The 21502-nt window shown below is 60.2% G+C and carries 15 protein-coding genes; 9 read left to right on the top strand and 6 right to left on the bottom strand.

All coding sequences use genetic code 11. The annotated features are described in order from the left end of the window. Nucleotide 1: 1 nt before the first annotated feature. The 6 genes from paaA to J3A64_RS00615 are packed head-to-tail and all read left to right on the top strand — an operon-like array spanning nucleotide 2 to nucleotide 4863. On the top strand, nucleotides 2–997 hold the full coding sequence (gene paaA, locus J3A64_RS00590) for a 1,2-phenylacetyl-CoA epoxidase subunit PaaA (protein WP_011775851.1): 996 nt from the start codon (nucleotides 2–4) through the stop codon (nucleotides 995–997). Continuing rightward, nucleotides 994–1371, top strand: coding sequence for a 1,2-phenylacetyl-CoA epoxidase subunit PaaB (paaB, locus tag J3A64_RS00595; protein WP_011775850.1), 378 nt, complete (start codon nucleotides 994–996; stop codon nucleotides 1369–1371). The genes paaA and paaB overlap by 4 nt, the downstream gene beginning before the upstream one ends. Beyond that, entirely contained in the window at nucleotides 1368–2285 is a 918-nt protein-coding gene (gene paaC / locus J3A64_RS00600) for a 1,2-phenylacetyl-CoA epoxidase subunit PaaC (RefSeq protein ID WP_011775849.1), read from the top strand. The genes paaB and paaC overlap by 4 nt, the downstream gene beginning before the upstream one ends. Nucleotides 2286–2290: 5 nt before the next feature. After that, complete coding sequence (gene paaD, locus J3A64_RS00605) at nucleotides 2291–2860, top strand: 1,2-phenylacetyl-CoA epoxidase subunit PaaD (RefSeq protein WP_187329897.1); 570 nt, start codon at nucleotides 2291–2293, stop codon at nucleotides 2858–2860. Nucleotides 2861–2868: 8 nt separating this feature from the next. Continuing rightward, complete coding sequence (gene paaE / locus J3A64_RS00610; protein ID WP_210063402.1) at nucleotides 2869–4074, top strand: 1,2-phenylacetyl-CoA epoxidase subunit PaaE; 1206 nt, start codon at nucleotides 2869–2871, stop codon at nucleotides 4072–4074. Between the two features lie 9 nt (nucleotides 4075–4083). After that, nucleotides 4084–4863, top strand: coding sequence for an enoyl-CoA hydratase/isomerase family protein (locus tag J3A64_RS00615; RefSeq protein ID WP_210063403.1), 780 nt, complete (start codon nucleotides 4084–4086; stop codon nucleotides 4861–4863). On the opposite strand, the gene J3A64_RS00620 is transcribed toward J3A64_RS00615, so the two are convergent. Together J3A64_RS00620 and J3A64_RS00625 are read right to left on the bottom strand one after the other, a co-directional pair. Continuing rightward, nucleotides 4860–6311, bottom strand: coding sequence for a PQQ-binding-like beta-propeller repeat protein (locus J3A64_RS00620; RefSeq protein WP_286176105.1), 1452 nt, complete (start codon nucleotides 6309–6311; stop codon nucleotides 4860–4862). The two genes, J3A64_RS00615 and J3A64_RS00620, sit on opposite strands and share 4 nt — an antisense overlap. 470 nt (nucleotides 6312–6781) lie before the next feature. Further along, the gene (locus J3A64_RS00625) at nucleotides 6782–8341 is read right to left on the bottom strand and encodes a chitinase (protein ID WP_011775843.1); all 1560 of its coding nucleotides are present in this window, start codon (nucleotides 8339–8341) and stop codon (nucleotides 6782–6784) included. A 284-nt stretch (nucleotides 8342–8625) separates the two neighbouring features. Between J3A64_RS00625 and J3A64_RS00630 the strand changes: the two genes are divergently transcribed. Beyond that, nucleotides 8626–10926 carry a glycosyltransferase family 2 protein gene (locus tag J3A64_RS00630; protein ID WP_210066029.1) on the top strand — a complete coding sequence of 767 codons (2301 nt, stop codon included), beginning with the start codon at nucleotides 8626–8628 and terminating at the stop codon, nucleotides 10924–10926. Nucleotides 10927–11001: 75 nt separating this feature from the next. Here the strand turns inward: J3A64_RS00630 and J3A64_RS00635 are convergent, their stop codons facing one another. Together J3A64_RS00635 and J3A64_RS00640 are read right to left on the bottom strand one after the other, a co-directional pair. Continuing rightward, nucleotides 11002–13470 (bottom strand): choice-of-anchor L domain-containing protein, encoded by a 2469-nt coding sequence (locus tag J3A64_RS00635; RefSeq protein ID WP_286176106.1) that lies wholly within the window; start codon nucleotides 13468–13470, stop codon nucleotides 11002–11004. 374 nt (nucleotides 13471–13844) lie between these two features. After that, nucleotides 13845–15350 carry a PQQ-binding-like beta-propeller repeat protein gene (locus tag J3A64_RS00640; RefSeq protein WP_307807153.1) on the bottom strand — a complete coding sequence of 502 codons (1506 nt, stop codon included), beginning with the start codon at nucleotides 15348–15350 and terminating at the stop codon, nucleotides 13845–13847. 159 nt (nucleotides 15351–15509) lie between these two features. Here J3A64_RS00640 and J3A64_RS00645 point away from each other — a divergent pair, with 159 nt between their 5' ends. Together J3A64_RS00645 and J3A64_RS00650 are read left to right on the top strand one after the other, a co-directional pair. After that, complete coding sequence (locus J3A64_RS00645; protein WP_210063407.1) at nucleotides 15510–16700, top strand: S-layer homology domain-containing protein; 1191 nt, start codon at nucleotides 15510–15512, stop codon at nucleotides 16698–16700. Between the two features lie 297 nt (nucleotides 16701–16997). Continuing rightward, nucleotides 16998–17576, top strand: coding sequence for a hypothetical protein (locus J3A64_RS00650; protein ID WP_286176107.1), 579 nt, complete (start codon nucleotides 16998–17000; stop codon nucleotides 17574–17576). A gap of 58 nt (nucleotides 17577–17634) precedes the next feature. On the opposite strand, the gene J3A64_RS00655 is transcribed toward J3A64_RS00650, so the two are convergent. Continuing rightward, a complete protein-coding gene (locus tag J3A64_RS00655; RefSeq protein ID WP_210063409.1) occupies nucleotides 17635–19146 on the bottom strand; it encodes a DUF1524 domain-containing protein in 1512 nt (503 codons plus the stop codon). Between the two features lie 128 nt (nucleotides 19147–19274). Beyond that, the gene (locus J3A64_RS00660; RefSeq protein ID WP_210063410.1) at nucleotides 19275–21434 is read right to left on the bottom strand and encodes an S-layer homology domain-containing protein; all 2160 of its coding nucleotides are present in this window, start codon (nucleotides 21432–21434) and stop codon (nucleotides 19275–19277) included. Nucleotides 21435–21502: the final 68 nt, after the last annotated feature.

A 21502-nucleotide genomic window follows, 5' to 3' on the forward strand; every position in this document is an offset into this window, starting at 1 on the left:
CATGGCATCGCAGAATCTGCAGTCAGTGCCCGCTGAGCTGTCCCCGGAAGAGCAGGAGCGGGAGGCAGCCGGACAGGCGTATTTTGATCGCATTATTTCGGAGGACTCGCGCATCGAACCGCGCGACTGGATGCCGGCGGCTTACCGCAAGACTTTGCTGCGCCAGATCTCGCAGCACGCACACTCGGAAATCATCGGCATGCAGCCGGAAGCCAACTGGATCACCAGGGCACCGAGCCTGAAGCGCAAGTCCATCCTCATGGCCAAGGTCCAGGACGAGGCCGGTCACGGCCTGTACCTCTACTCGGCCGCCGAAACCCTGGGCCAGTCCCGGGACCAGATGATGGAAGACCTGATCGCCGGCAAGGCCCGGTACTCGTCCATCTTCAACTACCCCACCATTTCCTGGGCGGACATGGGGGCTATCGGTTGGCTTGTGGATGGTGCCGCCATCTGCAACCAGGTGCCCCTGTGCCGTGCCTCGTACGGTCCTTATGGGCGCGCAATGGTGCGCATCTGCAAGGAAGAATCGTTCCACCAGCGCCAGGGTTTCGAGATCCTGCTGGAACTCGCCAACGGTACTCCTGCGCAGAAGCAGATGGCTCAGGACGCAGTAAACCGCTGGTACGCGCCGTCCCTGATGATGTTCGGCCCGCCGGATGACGATTCACCCAACTCCAAGCAATCCATGGCCTGGAACATCAAGCGCTTCAGCAATGACGAGCTGCGCAGCCGGTTCGTCGGCATGATGGTGGAGCAGGTCCGGGTCCTCGGCCTGACCCTGCCTGACAAGGACATCCGTTTCAACGAAGAAACCAAGAAGTGGGAGCACGGACCCTTGGACTGGAACGAGTTCAAGGAAGTCCTGGCCGGCCGCGGTCCCTGCAACTCGCAGCGCGTCGAGCGCCGCCGTGAGGCACACGAAAACGGTGCCTGGGTTCGCGAAGCCGCAGTGGCGTACGCCCGCAAGCAAGCACAGAAGGAACACGCAGCATGAGCCCCCACGGCAACCCGGAAGCACCGGCCAGCGCCGCCAGCGAAATCAACCGCGAAGCCCCCAAGGTTGCGGCCACCACTGAAGAGCACCAGGAATCCCCATGGTCCCTCTGGGAGGTTTTTGTGCGCTCTAGCCGCGGCCTGTCCCACGTGCATGCAGGTTCCTTGCACGCTCCGGATGCGGCCATGGCCCTCCGGAACGCCCGGGACCTGTACACCCGTCGCAATGAAGGCGTCTCCATTTGGGTTGTCCCGGCGGAGGCGATTTCCTCCAGCGATCCCGACTCCAAGGGTTCCTTCTTCGAGTCCCCGCAGGGCAAGGATTACCGCCACGCAACGTACTACACCAAGAGCGAAGGCGTGAAGCACCTGTGAGCACTAAAGATACTGACTTCGCCATCGAAGGCCACGGCGACATTTCCGTTGGCGTCCAGGGAGCCGGTGCTTCCGGCGACGGTTCGGCAAGCGCCACGCGCATTACGCCGGGCAACGCATTGCGCCCTGAGGATATCGCGCTGGAAATCAGCCGCGGACAGGTCAAGCCCAGCGAAGATGTTGCAGAGTTCGCGCTGCGCATCGGCGACGACGGCCTGATCCTCGCCCAGCGCCTGGGCCACTGGATTTCCCGTGCTCCCGAGCTCGAGGAAGACATCGCCCTCGGCAACATCGCGCTGGACCAGTTGGGCCACGCAAGGTCTTTCCTGACCTATGCCGGTGCTGCCTGGGGCAAGTCCGAGGACGACCTCGCGTACTTCCGCCGCGAGCACGAATTCCGTTCTGCACACCTGTTTGAGCAGCCCAACGGCGACTTCGCGGTGACCATCGCCCGGCAGTTCATCGTGAGCTTCTACCAGTTCGAGCTCTACACCAAGCTCATGGAGTCCACGGACGCCACCCTGGCAGCCATCTCCGCGAAGGCCGTGAAGGAAGTGGATTACCACCGCGACCACAGCGCGCAGTGGGTGCTTCGCCTGGCCGGCGGCACGGACGAGTCCCGCGCACGAATCATCCAAGGCTTCAAGCTCGTATGGCCGTATGTGGACGAACTCTTCGAGGACGACGAGCTCACCACGCGCCTGGCCGAGGCCGGTGTCGCGGTTCAGCCCTCCAGCCTCCGCGCCGAATTCGATCGCCTTACCGGTGAGATCATGGCTGAGGCCGAGCTGGAAATCCCCGGCGTCCCGCAGTCGCTGGGCGGCGGCCGCAAGGGCAAGCATTCCGAGTTCCTGGGCTACATCCTTGCTGAAATGCAGGTCCTGGCCCGCGAGCATCCCGGCGCGAGCTGGTGACCAGCATGACTACCCTGTCAGGGACGCAGTCAAAGACCGCTGAGCAGCGGGCCTGGGACATCGCCTCCACGGTCTGCGATCCGGAGATCCCCGTCCTCACCATCGAGGACTTGGGGATCCTCCGCGGCGTGCGCGTCGTTGACTCGCCTGAGGCGGCCACCACTGGAAACCAGCACGACGGCGGTGCCTCACGTACCGCCGTCGAGGTCACCATCACGCCCACGTACTCGGGCTGCCCCGCGATGGACGCCATCGGTGACGACCTGCGGACAGCCTTCCAGAAGGAGGGCTACGCGAGCGTTCACGTGAACCTGGTTTTGTCGCCGGCGTGGACCACTGACTGGATGACCGAGTCCGGCAAGGCCAAGCTGGAGGAATACGGGATCGCTCCGCCCAGCGGCATGGCTGCCGCAGGTGGCCACTCCGGTCCTGTCCGCCTGAGCCTGGCCGTGAAATGCCCGCAGTGTTCGTCGTTGAACACCAAGGAACTCACCCGCTTTGGTTCCACGTCCTGCAAGGCGTTGTTCGTCTGCCAGGACTGCAAGGAACCGTTCGACTACTTCAAAGTCCTCTAAGGAATTCCATGACCACCGAAACCCAGACGGCCAGCCGCCGTCGTGCGTCTTTCCACAACCTGACCGTCTCGGAAGTCCGGCGCCTTACTGACGATGCCATTGAGGTCACGTTCGGGGTTCCCGCCGAGCTGGCGGGGCAGTACGACTACCTGCCCGGCCAGTACGTTGCATTGCGCACCACGCTGCCGGATGAGAGCGGCGAGCCGCACGAGGTCCGCCGCAGTTACTCGATTTGCGCAGAGCCGCGCAGCTTTGAGGACGGCAGCAGCGAAATTCGCGTGGCCATCAAGAAGGACCTGGGCGGCGTTTTCTCTACGTGGGCTAACGCCGAACTCAAGGCCGGCGACGTCCTGGACGTCATGAGCCCGCAGGGTGCGTTCATTTCGAGGCACGGCAAGGACGGCGCCTCGGTCCAGCACAACGTCATGAACTCCATGAACCACCCGGAGGAGCTGGCCGGGGAGCCTGGCAGCTTCGTGGCCATTGCCGCCGGTTCGGGCATCACGCCGGTGATCGCGATCGCGCGGACGCTCCTGGCAGCCAACCCGGAAACCACGTTCGACCTCGTTTACGCCAACAAAGCTGCCATGGATGTCATGTTCCTGGAGGAGCTGGCGGACCTGAAGGACAAGTACCCGTCGCGCCTGGCGCTGCATCACGTGTTGTCCCGCGAGCAGCGCATCGCACCGCTGATGACCGGCCGCATCGATTCCGAGAAGCTGCAGACGCTTCTTAGCAGCGCCATCCGTGCCGAGGACGTGGACGAGTGGTTCCTATGCGGGCCGTTCGAACTGGTCCAACTGTGCCGTGACACCCTCGCCTCCCGCGGCGTGGAGCCCGAGCACGTGCGCTTCGAATTGTTCACCACTGGCCGCCCGGACCGCCCCGAGGGCAACGCCGGCCGCCCGGTTGTGGAGGACGAGTCGCAGGACACGTACAAGATCACCTTCAAGCTCGATGGCCTGACCGGCGATGTCGCCAGCCCCACGCACGCCCGCGAATCCATCCTCAACGCCGCGCTGCGTGTCCGCCCCGACGTTCCGTTCGCGTGCGCCGGCGGTGTCTGCGGCACCTGCCGCGCCAAGCTGATCACCGGTACGGTGACCATGGATGAGAACTACGCCCTTGAACAGGACGAGCTGGACAAGGGCTACGTCCTCACCTGCCAGTCCCACCCCACCAGCGAAGAAGTTACCGTCGACTTCGACGTCTAAGGAGTCCCCATGATCGAGCTCTCCATTGCCAACGGTATTGCCGAAATCGTCCTCAACTACCCGGACAAGCTGAACTCGCTCAACGAGGACGCGCTTGCCCAACTGGACAAAGCGTACGACGACGCTGCTGCCGCCGCCACACGCGGTGAGGTGCGGGCGCTGCTGCTTCGCGGAGAGGGCCGCGCCTTCTGTGCCGGCCGCGACATCTCAGGAGTGACACCGGAGACCGACGACGCCCAGGCGTACCTCGGCGGACTCGTGGAGCCACTGCTGAAGAAGATGGCCGCGTTCCCGGCGCCGACGTTTGCCGCTGCTCACGGTGCTTGCCTGGGGGTTGGGCTGGGACTGCTGCTCGCCACGGACGTTGTGTACGTGGCGGACAACGCCAAGTTCGGCTCACCCTTTGCCAAGCTCGGTGCCACGCTGGACTCGGGCGGGCATTGGTACTTCACGGAGCGCCTGGGCATGCATCGCACACTGGATCTGATCTACACCGCGGACCTTATCTCCGGCGCGGAAGCCGTGGAGCAGGGGATGTTCAGCCGCGCAATGCCGGCAGATTCATTGCTGCCCGTGACCCGGGAGATCGTGCAACGAGTTGCTCTTGGGGCGACATCGGCGTTCAACGCGTCGAAGGAACTCGTGGCCCACATCCGTGACCAGCGCCTGGGCCTCTGGGCTTCCATGGCGGAGGAGAACACGGAGCAGGCACGGCTGTGCAAGACCGACGACTACGCCGAAGGCTTCCGGGCGTTCCAAGAGAAGCGGGCGCCCGTTTTCAAGGGCTAGACGAATTCCTTGAGGAGCTTGTATCCGGCCACTTTTCCTTTCAAGGAGATGACCGCCATGTCACTGTCCACAGTGCTCACGTCGGTCAGGGCACCATAGGTCAGTGATGGAGCAGGGCTGCCGCTCTTGAGGCACGGAAAGGCCGTACGCGAGCCGGCTGCGATCCCACCACCCGGCTGATCCTTGTTGGGCCCATTCAGCGGCATGGTGTACGTGGTTTCCTCCCAGCAGACAAAACCGTCTTGGAAGCTTGCCCCACGGAATTTCCCGGTGCGGGTGTCCACCAGGGTTGAGTCCGCGTAGTGGCCCGTAATCACGAAGTCGCCATGGCTTGCTGACGGTATGAGGCCGGTGGTTTCCCAACTGTGTACTTCCACTGGCTTGGATTCCCATGCGGCCTTTCCGGTGAGGGGATCGTACCCCACCACTTTCGAGTGGCTGCCCCGGTATGTGCCGGCGGGAAATTCGATGTGACCGTCTACGTACTCGCACCGGACGGGATATCCATCCCCGCCGCCCAGTTTGGAAGCGGCAGTGCCCAGGGTTTTGGCGCACTCAAGCTGCGTGCCCTCAGCCGTCCACAAAACCCGCCCGCTGGAAGCCCGGAGTCCAACGGTTTTGGTAGTTTCACGCAGGTTCAGCGAGAAGCTTTGTTCCGTAAATTTGTCGGGAGAGAAGTTCGTAGGGTTGATGCCAACGGAGCCAACATAAAGATCCAGTTTTTCGGAGTAGTTGAAGTGCCAGCCCATGTCGGTGGTGGCGCCCTTCCCAAAAACGGTTTCTATCTCTACTTCCCACAGGACCTCGCCGAAAGAGACGTGGGCAAGCGTTTCAATGCCGTCAGCCACCACCGAGTACAGTTGCTTGCCGACGGGCCGAAAATTGCCGGGAAGCGGATTAATCTCGGGACCGGCCAGGTCCTCACCGGATTCAAGGTCCACCCAATGTTCTACAGACTGGGAGGTCTCGTCGTAGGCGATAAAGCACATTTCCTGGAGGTTGTCGCAGGCAAAGGGGCGCGTGCTGACCAGTTCTTCCCTTCCGCGGTAAAGTTCCTTGCCGGTTCGCAGGTCGAAGGCCACGGGGGAAGTCCACCACGCGACGCCGCCATCATCCGCGGGGGGAGCTGCTGCCTGCAGGAAGATCGCCGCGCTCCTTCCTCCGGCGGTTCTGGTGACAGCAGGTTCAAGGGGAACGCCGACTGCTTCGAGTCCCGGGTGAACGGGCTGGGTCCACAACTGTTTGCCATCCGCAACTGAGAACGCATGGGCATTCACACCGGTTGCAGTCTTCGCGTAAACCAGGGCGACGCCGTCGGCCACCACAGGCTGACCGATGGGATCGAGCGCAACTTCCCATGCCGCCGTCGCGGTTTCTGTATTTCGCGCTGCTGGAGCCGTGCTTGCAGGTGGCGTAGTTGCAATGGGTGCCGGCGGAAAAGGAATCATGGTGCACGCTGACAGCAATACCGCGGCACCGACGGCCGTGACCCCGAATCTCACTGACTTCAGACGGCCAAAGAGCCGCGCGGATCGGGATCGATTCATGGTTCCCCCAGGAACATCAATGGTTCAGCACCTGCAGGGCGTAGTTCCAAACCTGAAAAGGCCATCAAGTGGTGGCTCAGAAAGAGAATACAGCTCCACTACCCGCCGGAAAGAGCCACGGCCTAAACTTAACCACACGTATGTAACGCGTCGTCTCGCGGGGCAGCGTGCTTCGAACGGAGAATGCCATGCTCCAGGCGATCATGTGCAAATTGAACCTCCACCACCGCTGGCACGTGGAATCCGCGGAGGATGGCAGCGGCCGGTACAGGCGCTGCACACGCTGCGGTAAGTACGACCGGGACTGGGACGGCAGCGGCTTCATGCATTGAGCACGGGCGAGGCCCGCCTGGACCCCGCCCATGTTCGCGTTACTGCCCGCCAGCCAGCACCTTTGTCAGTTCCTCGTTGGAGAGTTTCATCCACGCCGAATCTGTGGAGCCCTGCAACGCGGCTTCCGGGCTCTGAGTTTGAACCCACCACTTGGCCTCGAAGACGTGCTGGTCCAGCATTACCCGGTCGCCCTTGTTGTAGACGGTGCTGGATGACCACGCCGGGTACGTTCCGGCTGGAACTGTGATTTGCGGCTTGGGCCGGTCGCCGGGCAGGACGGGGCCGATCAGCTTCCATGGTGCCGCGGCCCGGTCCGGGATGGGGTCGTTGGGCACATCATCCTTGGTCCACCACTTGGCCTCGTAGACGTTCCCCTGCCAAACGATCCTGTCCGCTTGAACGTACGTGGCCACGGGAGACCAGACCGGGTAAGGGCTGGTGGCGGGGTCGTCCACTACGGCGGTGGCAGTGGTTGTGCCTGTCGGCAGCACCGGGCTGGGGGAGGCAGTTGCTTTGGAGTCAATGTCTGCGCCCAGCACGTCGGAGAAACGTGCGGCACCCTGCGGCACACCGCTGCAAGCGTCGGACACCACGGTCAGGGTGGGATAGTTGGGCCCGCATTCGGCATCCCGGTTCAAGGACCACATGGACATCCGCCCGATGCCTTTGCCCTGTGCGAAGTCGTGCAAACCTTGGGCGTCGGACAGAGTGAACACGTCAGCCACGATGTCGTTTTGGCCGATCATGGGGGTCAGGCCAATCTTGCGCCATAGGGTCTGCGCACCAAGGTTCTGCTGGGCTGCCGAGTAGACGTCACCCAACTGGGCGTGGGTTGCTTCGGCTGCCGCTATTGAGGCTTGCAGCATGGACTGTCCTGGCACTCGGCTTTCGCCGTAGTCCATGGTCATGATGTTCACACCGGCCAGTTCCACTCCGCCGGACAGCATCTGCTCGACGGCGGCTGTCCCGTCCGCGGTCAGCCCCGACGGAGCCACGGGTAACGTCAGCCACACGGATAGGCTCTTGCCCTCGGCCTGCCTGTCTTTCTGTACTGCAGTGATGGCTTTGGCTTGCCGTGCGATGGCTGCCTTGTCCGTCAGCGCCGTGCCCTCAATGTCCAGGTCAATGGTGTTGAGGTCGTATCGGTCAACCACGGTTGAGTAGGCCTGCTGGAGCCGGCCGTCGTCGGTGCATGCAGTGGCGAGTTCCTGGTTGGATAGCCCCCCGAAGGAGACGGCGATATCGCCGCCGGTTTGGCGGAGCCGGGCGATACGCCGGTCCAGATCAAGGTCCGAGGCCGCTGCGTCCAGGCTGTAGAAGGTGCCCCAGGACGGCGTGCATCCATCCTTCGCGTCCGCCACGATGAACGATAAAACCACTGATTTTGTGTTGTCGCTGACCGGTTGCTCGAATGCGTAACGCGGTGTTGCCGTCACATCAACGTATCCCGCGAAGGACGATGGTGACGCTGCCGCGGCACGGGTATCGGTGTAGTTACGCCAGGAAACGACGCCGGCCCCTACAACTGCCGCTATGACGGCCAGCAGCACGGAGAGCCGAATCCAGGACAGCTTTCGTCCAGGAAAGTGTTTCGACATGGTTCCCCCAAGATTGAGACCTGAATTTACAGCGAGCAGACGCCAAGCCATTGGATGAGGCCAAGAATCGTTCCATCAATTTCCGTAGACCACACCGGAATCGTAAGGCTGCTGTTATCGATTACTATAAGGGCAATCGGCGATGCTTTTGTTACAGAAGTCGGACGTTCAACCGGCTATCGAGCCGGAAGTCGCGGTTCACAGTCTGATGGGGAATTATGACGGACCAGTTGGTTGATTTATCCGATGTTGCGCGGGATTCCAAGGAGCTTCCCGCTGAGCGTATGGAAAACGCGGGGCGAAAGCGGCAATGGGGGTCGGAGCGGCGGTCTGAGCCGTTGGCCATTGTTCACCCAACCCCCACTTCACGAAAGATCGTGCTCGGCAGGCTTGCCATACTTGTGACGGTGGGGGCTTGGCTTTATTACGTGGTCTCCACCATCATCAGGCAGTTTGTTAATAATCCGAACCCGGGTTTCCGATTCGGATTTGAGTCGATCTCTTACCTGATTGTTGTCACGTTCCTGACGTTCTCTGCCCTGATGTATCTCATGGCACGGCAAGGGGCACTGTACCGGTTCAAGGAACACCGCAGGGTACCTCGTGGGGAACTCGATAATCACTTCGCCAACTACAAAGAGGCAGTGACGGTATTGGTGCCGTCCTACGCCGAAGAACCCCAGGTGGTCAGGGGAACGCTGTGGTCAGCCGCCCTTCAGGAGTTCCCGGATCTGCGCGTGGTATTGCTGCTGGACGATCCGCCACACCCTACCGAGCCGGAAAAGATTCACCGCCTTGAACAGACCCGGGCGCTGGCGGGTCAGATCTCAGCTGCGTTGTCGGCTCCGGCAGCACGCGCCAACGAGGCCCTTGCTACCTTCCGGGAGAGACACGCTTCGCCCCTTGCTGCGCATGCACCGGGTGCGGACAAAGCCGATGAACTCCAACTCCTGATCACGGAGTATGAGGCAGCAGTGGAGTGGCTGGAGGCGATGGCTGAGGCCGAAAACGTGGAAGACCATGTGGACGAGTTCTTCGTGGACTTGGTGATCATGGGATTGGCGCGTGAACTTCGCTTGGTGTTGTTGGCGCTGGAAGCCGCAAAGGCTCAAAACACGGCCCCCAACCCGGAGCGGATGGAACAGCTCTATCTGAGGCTCACGTGGATTTTCAACGTTCGAACTGAAACTTTTGAGCGTAAGCGGTACGCGAGCCTTTCCCACGAGGCCAACAAAGCCATGAACCTCAACGCTTACATTTCGCTGATGGGCAAGCGGTGGAGGCGGGAAGAAACCGCTGGAAGTGTTGTTCTTCGTCCGTCCTTGGTTCCGCGTGATGACGATCTGCTGGTCCCGGACAGTACCTATTTGCTGACTTTGGACGCCGATTCCCTCTTGCTGCGGGACTATTGCCTGCGGTTGGTGTATTTCCTGGAATCTGCAGGTAACGAGCGCGTGGCCGTGACCCAAACGCCCTATTCTTCGTTCCGTGGTGCTCCGACCCGTATTGAGAGGATCGCCGGTGCCACCACGGACATTCAGCACATTCTTCATCAAGGCATGACATTCTACGGAGCCACGTTCTGGGTGGGCGCCAATGCGATTATCCGCAAATGCGCCCTGGAGGACATCGTTGAAGTTGAGACGGTGGGCGGATTCGAAATTCGCACCTATATCCAGGACCGAACGGTCATCGAGGACACCGAATCCAGCATTGACCTCGGCACCCACGGATGGACCCTGGTCAATTATCCGGAGCGTTTGAGTTACAGCGCCACACCACCCGACTTCGGCTCACTGGTGGTGCAGCGTCGACGCTGGGCAAACGGCGGTCTGCTGATCCTGCCCAAGCTCTGGAACCAACTCTCGCAGCGGCGAAGTCAACGGCAGCGGATACTCTTCCGCGAGGTTCTCCTGCGTGTGAACTACATGGCGTCAATTACTTGGGCCAGCTTCGGGCTGCTCTTCCTGCTGGCATACCCCTATGACAGCAGGCTCCTTAGCCCCGCAGTCTTCATTGCAGCACTGCCGTACTTCCTGTGCATGGGCTCCGACCTTCGCGACTGCGGGCACCGCTTCAGCGACATCTTCCGCATCTACGGCTTTAACCTCATCCTGCTGCCGGTCAACCTCGCCGGCGTTTTGAAGTCGCTCCAGCAGGGCCTCACAGGCGACAAGATTCCCTTTGTCCGAACCCCCAAGGTCAAGGATCGGACAGCTGCCCCCGCCATCTACGTCCTGATTCCCTACGCCATCGTCGCGTTCTCTGTGCTGACGGTTTGGAGAGACGCCCAGCAGGGCAATTGGGGCAACGTCGCCTTCGCCTCACTGAATGCGGTGTTGGCCATGATGTGCATCCAGGCGTACATCGGCCTGTGGAACTCCGTGGTGGATGTTGTCTTGGGAGCGGTCAACTGGCTTTATGTCGCACCCAAGCCCAAGCCCAAGGCGAAACCTGAGTCGTTGGTGGTTCCCAAGACTGCCGAAGAAGTGGATTGGGAATCCATCCTCTACCACGGCGACCGCAGGCTGAACCGGGACCTTCGCGGCGGCACCGACCGCCGTCGTCGAATTTCACTGCGTTGACCTAAAACACTGCGCTGACTATAAAAACAGGGCCCTCCGCCATTATGACGGAGGGCCCTGTTTCTGCTCTAAGCGCTAGTCAGACCAGATACCTCCGTCGAGCAGCGCAACTGCGCTGTCGAGGATGCCGTCGCTGGTGTCCGCAACAGCAATTTCCACGGTGACAGGGACGCCTGGTTGCACAGGAACGGAGCACGTGAGGGCGGTGGTCATTCCGTCCATGGCGGTGTTGAATCCGCTTGCTCCGGCGGTGTTGTCGAGGTAATAGTTTTGGTTCGTGTGATCGTTGACGTTGTTTACGCTGATCGGGGTTTGTGTCCCCGGTACCAAAGCGCAGTTGGTGCCGTTGACAAAAACGCCCATGACGTCGTTGTAATTGCTGCCTACATACTCCGGGTATTCTTCGCTGGCGAAGAAATACCGAACGTGGAGGGTGTCACCGGACGGAACAACTTTTGCCCAATACGAGGCTGCATCGAACGTGGGCAGACCTCCAATGAATTCGGACAATGTGGTGTTACCAGGGGTTCCCAAATCGCTGGATGCCTCCTGTCCAGGTGTTCCCACAGAGTTCTGCATGTTGCCTGTTGACAGGATCCACGCAGCTCCACCGGGGCCGTAGTCAGTGGCCCGGCCCCACTGGGATGAGTCTCCGGCTCCGCCGTCTTCCTGTACGGCGATGCCGTCGCCAAAGACTTCCTCGGTGACGTCGTCCACAGGCGGGGTGACGGGCTTGCAGAGGTCGCCTTGCCATAGGACAAGGTTCTTGGTGAGTTCCTTCTTCCACTCGTCTGTCAGCTTCATGCCAAAGACCTCTACGCCGGCAATCACGCCTATCCGCCCTGCCAGTCCCACCTCGTGGGCGCACGTTTCAGGACCGGTGGCATACTTTGCATAAGCGTCGAAGCCACCCGTGAGGCCCGCAATTCCGTACAACTTGGCAGTCAGTGTGGGGCCGATGGTTACAGAAGACTCGCTGGTCAACTGCGGTCCTTGGAACGTTGCCTCAGCGTTGCCGCCGTACTCAGCTACAGGCTGGAAGTTGCCGTCCTTATAGGACATACCAACCGTGGTGGTCGCAGACGCAGCCGCCGTGACGAACGTATCTGCCGTCCATTCGCTCTTGGCCTTGAGATCAATGGAGGAAATGAACTGGATTTCCACAGGTACAGGTCCCACTTGGACGTGAGCCCAGGTGTTGACGGTTCCCAGGTTCTTCTCGGCCGTTCCGGTCAAAGTACCCGTTGCCCTGGCTGTCGTTTCAGCGGACAAGCCCGTGTCCAGTGTGAACTTAGCCTGCTTAAGTGAGGCCCAGTGGATATCTACTTCCGCGTTGACATCGGAACTGACGCCGAATTCGCTGCTGAGTGCCAGCGTGCCGGTGCCCTCTACATCCACCGTCTTCCACGCTGTACCGGTTACGGATTTACTCAGGGTGTCGGAGAACTTGAAGGTCTTTTCGAAAATGGGCAGGGACACATCACTGGCTGTGGCCAGTTCATCTGCCGGGATTCGCCCGCCATTGCGGTTGAAAGGAGCAGCGGATGCCTGGGCGTTGTCGATCACTTCGACGCCGTCGGCGGGAAGGAACTCCTGCTTAACGATGGTGGTGGTTGGCGTCACCAGGCCGTTGGTGTCGTAGATGGCGTCAGGCAGAGTGGCCTGCTGAACAACGGCTGTTTGTTTGCCGTCGGGGGCATTAGTCACCTGCTGGACCCGAACCAGCATCCCGTCAGGGGTGAATTCTGAGAATCCGGATACAAGTACGTTTCCGGGATCGATATCCGGGGCACCCGCTCCTGCGGAGTTGAAAGTGATGGTGGTATCGCCCTGAACGTACTTCTGTGCCAACGTGGCGCTGTCAATGATGAGCGTATCCGGCGAAGTGACCACGCCGTCCTCGGCTGGTGGCAAAGACAAACGGTAAAGATAGGCCGCCATGGCATCACGATTGATGGGCGAAAGGGGACGGTAGGAAGCAGTACCGTCTCCGTTGTCCCAACCCGTGGCGATTCCCTTCGCATGGAGCCAGGAAATCTCAGTGTAGAACTGAGTGGTGCTGCTGATGTCAGAGAACGGAGGCGTTGTTGGCGCTTGGAAATCAGGCTTATTTTCAAAGCGATAGAGGAAGGCCGCCATCGCATCCCGGTTAATCGCGGATGTGGGCCGGTACTCCCGTTTGCCGTTTCCCACGTCCCAGCCAGTGGAGATTTGTTGCTGATGCAGCCAAGCCATTTCCTTGTAATGCTGCTGGCCCGGACTGACGTCTTGGAACGGAGAGGTGCCGGGAGCCGTGAACTCAGGGCTGCCTGCAAGCCGGTAGAGGAATGCCGCCATGGCGTCACGGTTGATGGCAGTGAGGGGGCGGTATGTTCCATCGGACCAGCCGGTGGAGATTCCCTCATTTGCCAGCCACGACATTTCTTTGGCAAACATCATGCCTGCGGGTACATCGGTGAAAGTAACGGCCTTTTCGGTTTCACCAGCGGCGGTAGCTGCTGTCTGGCCCGTGAGGACCAACGAAGCACAGAAAAAACCAACCATAACGGTACGGCTGGATCGGGAAAAGCGTTGCCTTTTTTGATACCGCGCAGGGGGTATGGGCATGGTGGGGTCAGGCGATCTGCTCAAGGGGCGCTCTCTCATAAAACGTCATGTGCCCGTCACCAATTGCCTCACTGGTGATGGACCTGGGTGCGAACGGAAATTTATGTGTTGCTTTAGTTGCAATACTGAGCTATTGCGGTGGGTTGGAATCAGCGTCTTTTCACGGGATGTGTAAATCTGCTGGTGCGGTGATCATAAAGGCTTTTTAGTAAATAAGTCCATCAGTTCGGCGGATGTGAATTTCCAGCAGCCGGCAAGGTTGCGGGTCAGCCCGGGCATGCCCTGCGTCCGTTTCCGCTACGCGGCTTGAGTCACGGAAGCTTGAACCCGGAGAGGACGCCCTCCTGGGCGAGGACGGCAACGCCGTCGTCCGCCGTGGGGATGTCGCGGAGTGTGCCCGTGGTCAGCGCTGGGACGGCCTTTGCATTCCTATCGCAGGGAAACAGCATTGACCCCCCGGTCCCCAGGTTTCCTTCGGGTTGAACGGGGAAAGGTGCGTCGGCTGGCAGAGGGTACTTGGCCGCTTCCGAGCAAAGGAACACGTCATCGCTCGTCGCCGCCCGGCTCGCTCCGCTGAGGGTGTCCACCATGGTCATGCCATCAGGGCCGCCGGTCAGCACCACGTCTCCCCGGCTCGGTGAAGGAACCAACAAATCTGCTGCTGCCTTGATGGGCGTGGATGTGGTCTGCCACTTTGCCTCGCCTGAGACCGGGTCATAGCCCACGAGCTTGCCTTCAGCATTTTGGTAAGTTCCGCCTGGCACAGCCATGGTTCCTTGGTTGTATTCGCAGCGAACGGGGAACGCATTGCCATCCATAAGCTTGGTTTCGGTCTTTCCCACACCGCTGGAACACCATTTTTCGGAACCCTCAACTGTCCAAAGTTTCTCCCCGGTAGAGGCACGGAAACCTACAGTCTTATGCTTGGTCAGGTCTACAGTAAAGGTTTGTTCCATGAGTCTGACGTAGTCAGTTTCCGTGGTGGGATTGATGCCTACAGAACCGATGTAGAGGTCTAGTTTTTTGGAGTATTCAAAAGACCATCCGAGGTTGGTAGTTGCTCCTGGTCCGAAGAGGGACTCAACGTCAGCCTCCCAAAGCTTGTTGCCGGCGGATACTCTGGCGAGCCGTTCTTTGCCGCCTTCCACCACGGAATAAAGTCCGTCGCCCACCAATCTGAAATTGCCGGTAAGGGGATTCACCTCCGGACCCGTCGAATCCGCGCCCGTACTCAAGTCAACTCTGTGCTGTGTTGTCAGGCGGGTTTGGGCGTTCAACGACGTGAAGCACATGTCCTTCTCATCGTCGCAGGCGGCCGGACGGGACTCCACCAGCTGCGGGTCTCCCCGGTAAAGCTCTTTGCCGCTTTTCAAGTCGACGGCCACCGGAGCGGTCCACCACGACGTGCCGCCGCTAGTGATTGGGGCAGCGGACTCCTGCAAGAACACTGCGACGCTTTCGCCTGTGGAGGTCTTGGTTACGGCAGGAGACAGACTAACGCCGGGGGCTCCAATGCCGGGATGAACCGCTTGGGTCCATAATTCCTTCCCGTCAGTGACGGAGACGGCGTGGGCAGTCACACCGCTGGCAGTCTTTGCGTAGACCAGCGCGACGCCGTCGGTCACTTCTGGTTGGGCGATAGGGCTGAGGGCTACTTCCCATATCGCAGCGGCGCTTGTAGTGCTCCGGTCCAGCACATTGGTGGACGGAGAAGGAGTCCCGCTAGAGGCAGGAACAGTGCATGCCCCCAGGATTAGTGACACCCCGACGGCTACGACGGCGAGTGCAGCAGATTTTTGGCGCGTAGGCCCATTCACGGCAGACGTCCGTGAGTACATTGATTCCCCCAAGATGCGTTTACGTCCAATACGGTCAGTTAGCGGCCGTCAAAGCAAGAATACTCGTAAGCATGCTTCCTTCCGATATATTAAATTTGTTGCGGCTCCGTTGCCGTGCTTTGTAAAAATGGGGATTTCATGAAAACAGTTTTCCGTCACAGCCGCGGGGTAACCAGGCGGGCTCTGGCAGCCGTCGTCGTTCTGAGTTTCGGGCTTTTACTCGGCGTGCTCCACGCGCCAACGCAAGCGAGCGCTTCTTCCACTGCTAATGCCGTTACAGATCTGAACCTGCTTTACTCGAACCGCCCATCAGTTAGGGCAATGTTTGATGGCATCAACAAGTACCGCAAAGCAAATGGTCTGAGCCCGGCTGTGCTGACGCTTGCCGGGACGGATCAGTCACAGGGATGGACAAATGATTGGCAGCGTCTGGGGATCCGGCCTGCTGACACAACGGATGATTTGCCGGGCCTCCGCTGGGCAGGCTACTTGTCGTATGCCTGCATGAGCGGTCAAGAGTCCGAGGCCGTTAAAGCCTGGATTGAGTACAACGGTGACTCCATGAAAGGGGCATCGCCCGAGTCCGCTTACGCTTTGGGGGTAGGGGTGGCCCCCGGTTTGCATGGAAGCCTCAGGATGCAGGTGGTTGGTTACGAATTCACCAGTTCTGCTCCGTCAACGGTCTTCACCACAGTGGATGAGTATTTCGCCTATGTCGATGCCGCCAATGCATTCACTGCGCCCGCTGCTTCCCCGTTTCAGGACATCAAAACCGACCAGCAATTTTACAAAGAAATGACATGGCTTTCCGCAAAGAGTATCTCGGCGGGCTGGAAGGAGAACGACGGATCTTCCACGTATCGACCGCTCACGTCGGTCAGCCGTGAGGCAATGGCTGCGTTTATCTACCGGATGGCCGGCTCACCTCCATGGACACCACCTCAGACTTCCGCCTATGTGGACGTTCCGACCAGCCACCCGTTCTACAAGGAGATTGCGTGGCTTGCCATGTCCGGCATTTCAACCGGATGGGAGAATCAGGACGGCAGCAGCAGCTTCCGGCCAGGCCTACCTATTTCCCGTGACGCGATGGCTGCGTTCCTTTACCGGGCATCAGGCTATCCGGCCTACACTCCGCCGGCCGTGTCCCCTTTTCAGGACGTAGCCCCGCAACAACAGTTCTACAAGGAGATGGCCTGGCTGTCCGCACGCGGCATTTCGACGGGTTGGACGGAAAACACCGGGCAGCGGACATATCGTCCCCTGACTTTGATCACGCGTGATGCAATGGCGGCGTTTCTTTATCGAATCGCGGACAAGGCCCGCTAAGGCGTCGCAGCCGTCTGTCACGCAGCCCAAGTCGTCGTGTCCTGCCCTGAAGCAGTGGTGCCGGGGCCATAATCTGAAGCAGTGGGTGACTTCGGAGGAGGCGCTGTGAGTAAACGATCAGTTGTGCGGGGGTCGGGCGGCGCCAAGGTCGGGGGTATTTGCTTGGCTGTCGCAGCTCTTTTGACATCATGTACACTAGGGCCGGCTCCCTCAGCTCAGGAATCCACGAAGGCAGCATTGGTTGCTCCGAGCACAACAGCAACCACGGAACCTAAGAGCGCCACCACCAAACCTAGCGTGCCCAGTGCCACCTACAGCGGCGTTGCATGGGATGTGGCTTTCTCCTTCGACTACCCGGCTGCGTGGACAGTGACAGACTCCGGGGCGGCGAAAAAGCTCCAAGGCGGACCCTTCGTCATCTCAGATGAGGCAGGAGTGGAGGTCGCCTCGCTCGCAGTCTTGCCGGTTCTATCGGTTGATCCATGCACGGGGGTTTGCGGTGATGTGGCGGTTTCATACCTTGCGGAAGCCCCTGGGCAAGGATCACTGAACGGTACGTCGTATTCTGTTCAGACCAAGGCGATGGACCTCACAACCCGCAAGGATCTTCAGCAGGCCAACCGCTGGAGGGACAATGTCCGGCTGATTACTGGGGTTGCGGGCAAGCCCGCAACGCAGGCTGAGGAGGATCCCTTTCACTTCACAACCTGGGCCGGCATTCAGACCACGTCAGCCAGCGACTCAACCCGTCCGATAATCTTCGGCGCCTACCGATATTTCGGAACGCTGACCGAGGCGAAGGCCTACACCGCGTCAAGGGAGCACTTGCAATTGCAAAACATGATGAGTTCACTTCAGGCCAAACCGGCTACTTGACCTGAACACGAAAAGCGGGTCCGGCTCATAATGAGCCGGACCCGCCGTCGTCCTTCCGCTACGGGTGACCCGGGCGGGTCTCGCAGGCGATGCGGTCGCCGTCGCTGTCAAGACCTGCCACGTCGCCGTACCACGGGAAGTAGTAGTTGAACCAGTCCTGGGCCTGACGCCAGGTGGCAAAGTCCGTGCAGTTCTTGGTGTTACCCGGATTTGCCGGTGGCTGCGGTGTTACTGGCGGCGGAGGCGTAACCGGGGGCTGCGGCGTCACAGGTGGCGGGGGAGGCGAACAGTTGCTGCCCGTGATCCCGCCGGTGCCGCCATTGACGAACCGGTACATGAACGCGGCCATGGCATCACGTGCCACTGGCTGGACCGGGTTGTAAGCGCGGCAGCCGTAGCCGATGTCCCAACCTGTGGAGATGCCCTTGGATGCCAGCCAGGTGATCTGTTGGTAGAACTGGCTTCCAACCTGGACGTCCACGAACGGCGAGGTGCCCGGTGCCGAGAAGGCGGGATTGCCGCCGAACCGGTAGAGGAAGGCAGCCATGGCGTCACGATTGACTGCGCTGAGCGGACGGTAGGTCTTGGTACCGTCCTGCTCCGTCCACCCCGTGGAGATGCCGCTTGCTGCCAGCCAGGTGATTTCCTTATAGAACTGGCTTGATGGGGTGATGTCGGCGAAGGGGGATGTTGCCGGGGGAGTGAAGGCCGGCTTGCCGGCGAGGCGATACAGGAAAGCGGCCATGGCATCGCGATTCACGGCGTTCAGCGGCCGATAAGTCCGGCTACCGTCCGATTCCACCCAACCGGTGGAGATGCCCTGCGAAGCAAGCCAGGAGATTTCCACGTTGAATTGCGTTGATCCATTGACGTCGCTGAAGGTGATGGGGCCCGGATCAACGGGGGTGGGTTCAACAGCGATGGTTGGTACGGGGACCAAGCTGGTCCCGCAGCCACCCTGCAGCGTGGACGAAATCGCCGCGGATTCAGCCGGATCAACGGCCAACTGCCAGCGGTACTTCACCAGCACCCAGTCCGTGATGTATTCGCACGCGGTTCCGGTCAGGGGAGGCATCCACTCGGCGGGATCGCGGTCGCTCTTGGACTGGTTGACGTTGTCCGTCACGGCCTCCAGGGCTACGTCCAACGTGAGGTCGTTGGCGTAGTTGCGCCGCTGTTCAGCGGTCCAGGCGCTAGCGCCGGAACCCCAGGCTTCGGCGAGTGGGACCAGATGGTCTATGTCGACGTCGGACGCGTTTGTCCAGGTGCCGCCGTCGTACCAGGAGTTCCACTGGCCCGTGGCTACGGTGCAGCCCGAGCCGAAGGTCACAGGCGTCAGCGACTCCTGCTGCAGCACCTCCGAGCGTGTGTCGCAGCCGTCGCTGTCGGCATCTATCCAATGCTGAAAGAGCTCGCGGTCGTAGCCGGTGTTCGTTTCAGAGGTGACAGTCAATGACGAGAAGAGAGTTGAAACGCTGGCCGTCTCTGAGGCCATCGCGGTTTGCGGCGTGAAGACAGCCGCCGACGCGGTCAGCGAAAGAATCGCCAACCACGAAAGTGCCTTGGGCATCTGGGTTCCCCATATTCGATTTTGTGCGCTCTGAGCAGCGCATTCTCTGGGATGCTACCCGCGGAAACGGACAATGAGGTGACCTTATGACCGTGGCGGGGGCATAGTTTCCCTAAAAGTGATAACGGTCAGCTGCTGCCGAATTTGGTGTTGTATCGGAACATGAACGCTGCCATTGCGTCTCGGTTTACGGGCAGCAATGGTTTGAAGGATTTGGTGTTGCCTGCTTCGGCCCAACCTGTGGAGATGCCTTGAGCTGCGAGCCACGTGATTTCCTTATAGAACTTCGCACCCACCGGCACGTCAACAAATGGCGAAACCTCTGGTGCCGTAAAGTCCGGCTCGCCCGCCAAGCGGTACATGAAGGCAGCCATGGCATCACGGTTCACGGGCTGTAGTGGCCGGTAGGTCTTGGTCTTGTCCGCCTCGTCCCAACCTGTAGAGATGCCCTTGTCAGCGAGCCAAGTGATCTCCTTGTAGAACTGTGCTCCAACTGGTAGGTCCTTGAACGGGGAAGCGCCGGGCGCGGCGAAGTCAGGTTTCCCTGAAAGCCGGTACATGAAGGCAGCCATGGCGTCGCGATTTACGGGGCTTAAGGGTTTGTAGGTCCTGGTTCCGTTCGCTTCCCAGCCAGTGGAGATTCCCTTGCTGGCCAACCAGAGGATTTCCTTCTCGAATTGTGCGTTCAGCGGGACGTCATCGAATGCTTGAGTGCCTTGGGTGGCAGTTGCGTAGCTGAGCGTCCCGACGTCGGTGTTCCGGCCTGGTGTTGTGGAAACAGACCTGGCGTTGGTTTCGGAGAGCACATTGCCGGAGAAGATTGGGCCAGTGCCACCTTCAGGTGCAGCCGAAACGAAGTAGTTGCCTGTGCTCAGGCCGGTGACTTGGAAGGTTCCGTCCCCCTGGGTGTTGGCTTTACGGGTCACCAGTGTGCCGTCTTTCGTGTACACACGGACCGGTGTGTTGGTCAGCGGGGCGCCGCCGGGCCCGAGGATCTTGCCCGAGAGGGTTCCACCCACCCGTGACGTTGGGTTGATGTTGTTGAGGGTCTGCCCTCCCGCTACTGTCACCGACGTCGCGCTTCCCAAGCCGGAGCTCTCTGGAAGATTGTTGTAATACTGCCCTTCCTGAGCAGTAGCAAAGCCGCTGGAGCGGTTGAACTGGACTTTGTAGGTTCCCGGGAAAAGGTTGGCCACCATAAACGTTTGGGGCCCTGTGGAGAAACCGCCCTGGACAATGGTCCCATCGGCCGTGACGACCTGAACGTCCGTGTTGGATGCCCCGGAAGCATGGGAACCTGTGATCGTGGCTGCCGGAACTGCCGTGTCCGTCGGACCGGTTAGACGTTCGCCTGCGGCCACTGTGATGGTGGGCGACGCCGCTGCAGTGGGCAGCCCGCCGTGCCACATGGAGGCAATCTTGATATCGCTGGCATGGAAGAACAGTTTGTATGTTCCGGCCTCAAGTCCGCCTATGCTGTAGACCCCGTTTTCAACGTACACCGCGGAAACTACTTGGAGATCATAGCTCGACTTCGCCTCCGCGAATATGGAAAAAGGTACTGCATCAGCGGGGAGTGCGAGGCGACCGGAGATTATCGCGGCCGGCTGCAGAATTTGGTTGATCCCTGTGACGATGTCTCCTTGGGCCACGGAGATCTTCTGCGCTTGCTCGTGGTCCTTAACTCCTGGGTAGTAGGCCTGAAGCACCGGGATCGGTTGAACCGACGTGCTGAAGTTCAGCGTGTAGTCGCCGGGGGTCAACGGGCCCACATCGTAGGAACCGTCCGGAGAAACAGCCACGCCCTCGTGATACGAGTCTGAGCTAACACCCACGTACATGTCAGAAGCCTTGGTTCCAGCGGGAACCGAGACTTTGCCTTGAATACGCGCACCCGTGAACATTTGCTGGTCGATACTCGTAACGGCCGTACCCGCGGCGACGACAACCGGCGTCGATTCCGCATAGACGGCAGAGCCGTAGTACGTGCTGTATACGTGTCTAGGGCTTGCATCCTCGTAGAAATACACGCTGTATTCACCGGCTTGGAGCCCTACAATCGTGAACTGCCCGCTGGGATTCACTTGAATGGTTCGGTAGGTTGGTCCACCGGCGGTTACAAGGATGTTATTCACGTCCACACCTGCCGGGACCGTGACTGTTCCTGAGATGCTCCCGGTGGCTGCCGCGAAAGCGGGGGGTGCGAACCCGCCGGGCAGTGTGGCCAGAAGAATGCTTGCCACCAGTATTAGAGCGAGCCTGATACGGCCTCGCGATTTTGCCCTCATGGGTCCCCATTTTCCGTGCGATTGAAGGGCCTCGACACATCGGGCCCGAGGTGATCATAAGGGAACTG

The organism is Pseudarthrobacter sp. PvP004 (assembly GCF_017876035.1).
Lineage (GTDB): Bacteria > Actinomycetota > Actinomycetes > Actinomycetales > Micrococcaceae > Arthrobacter > Arthrobacter aurescens_A.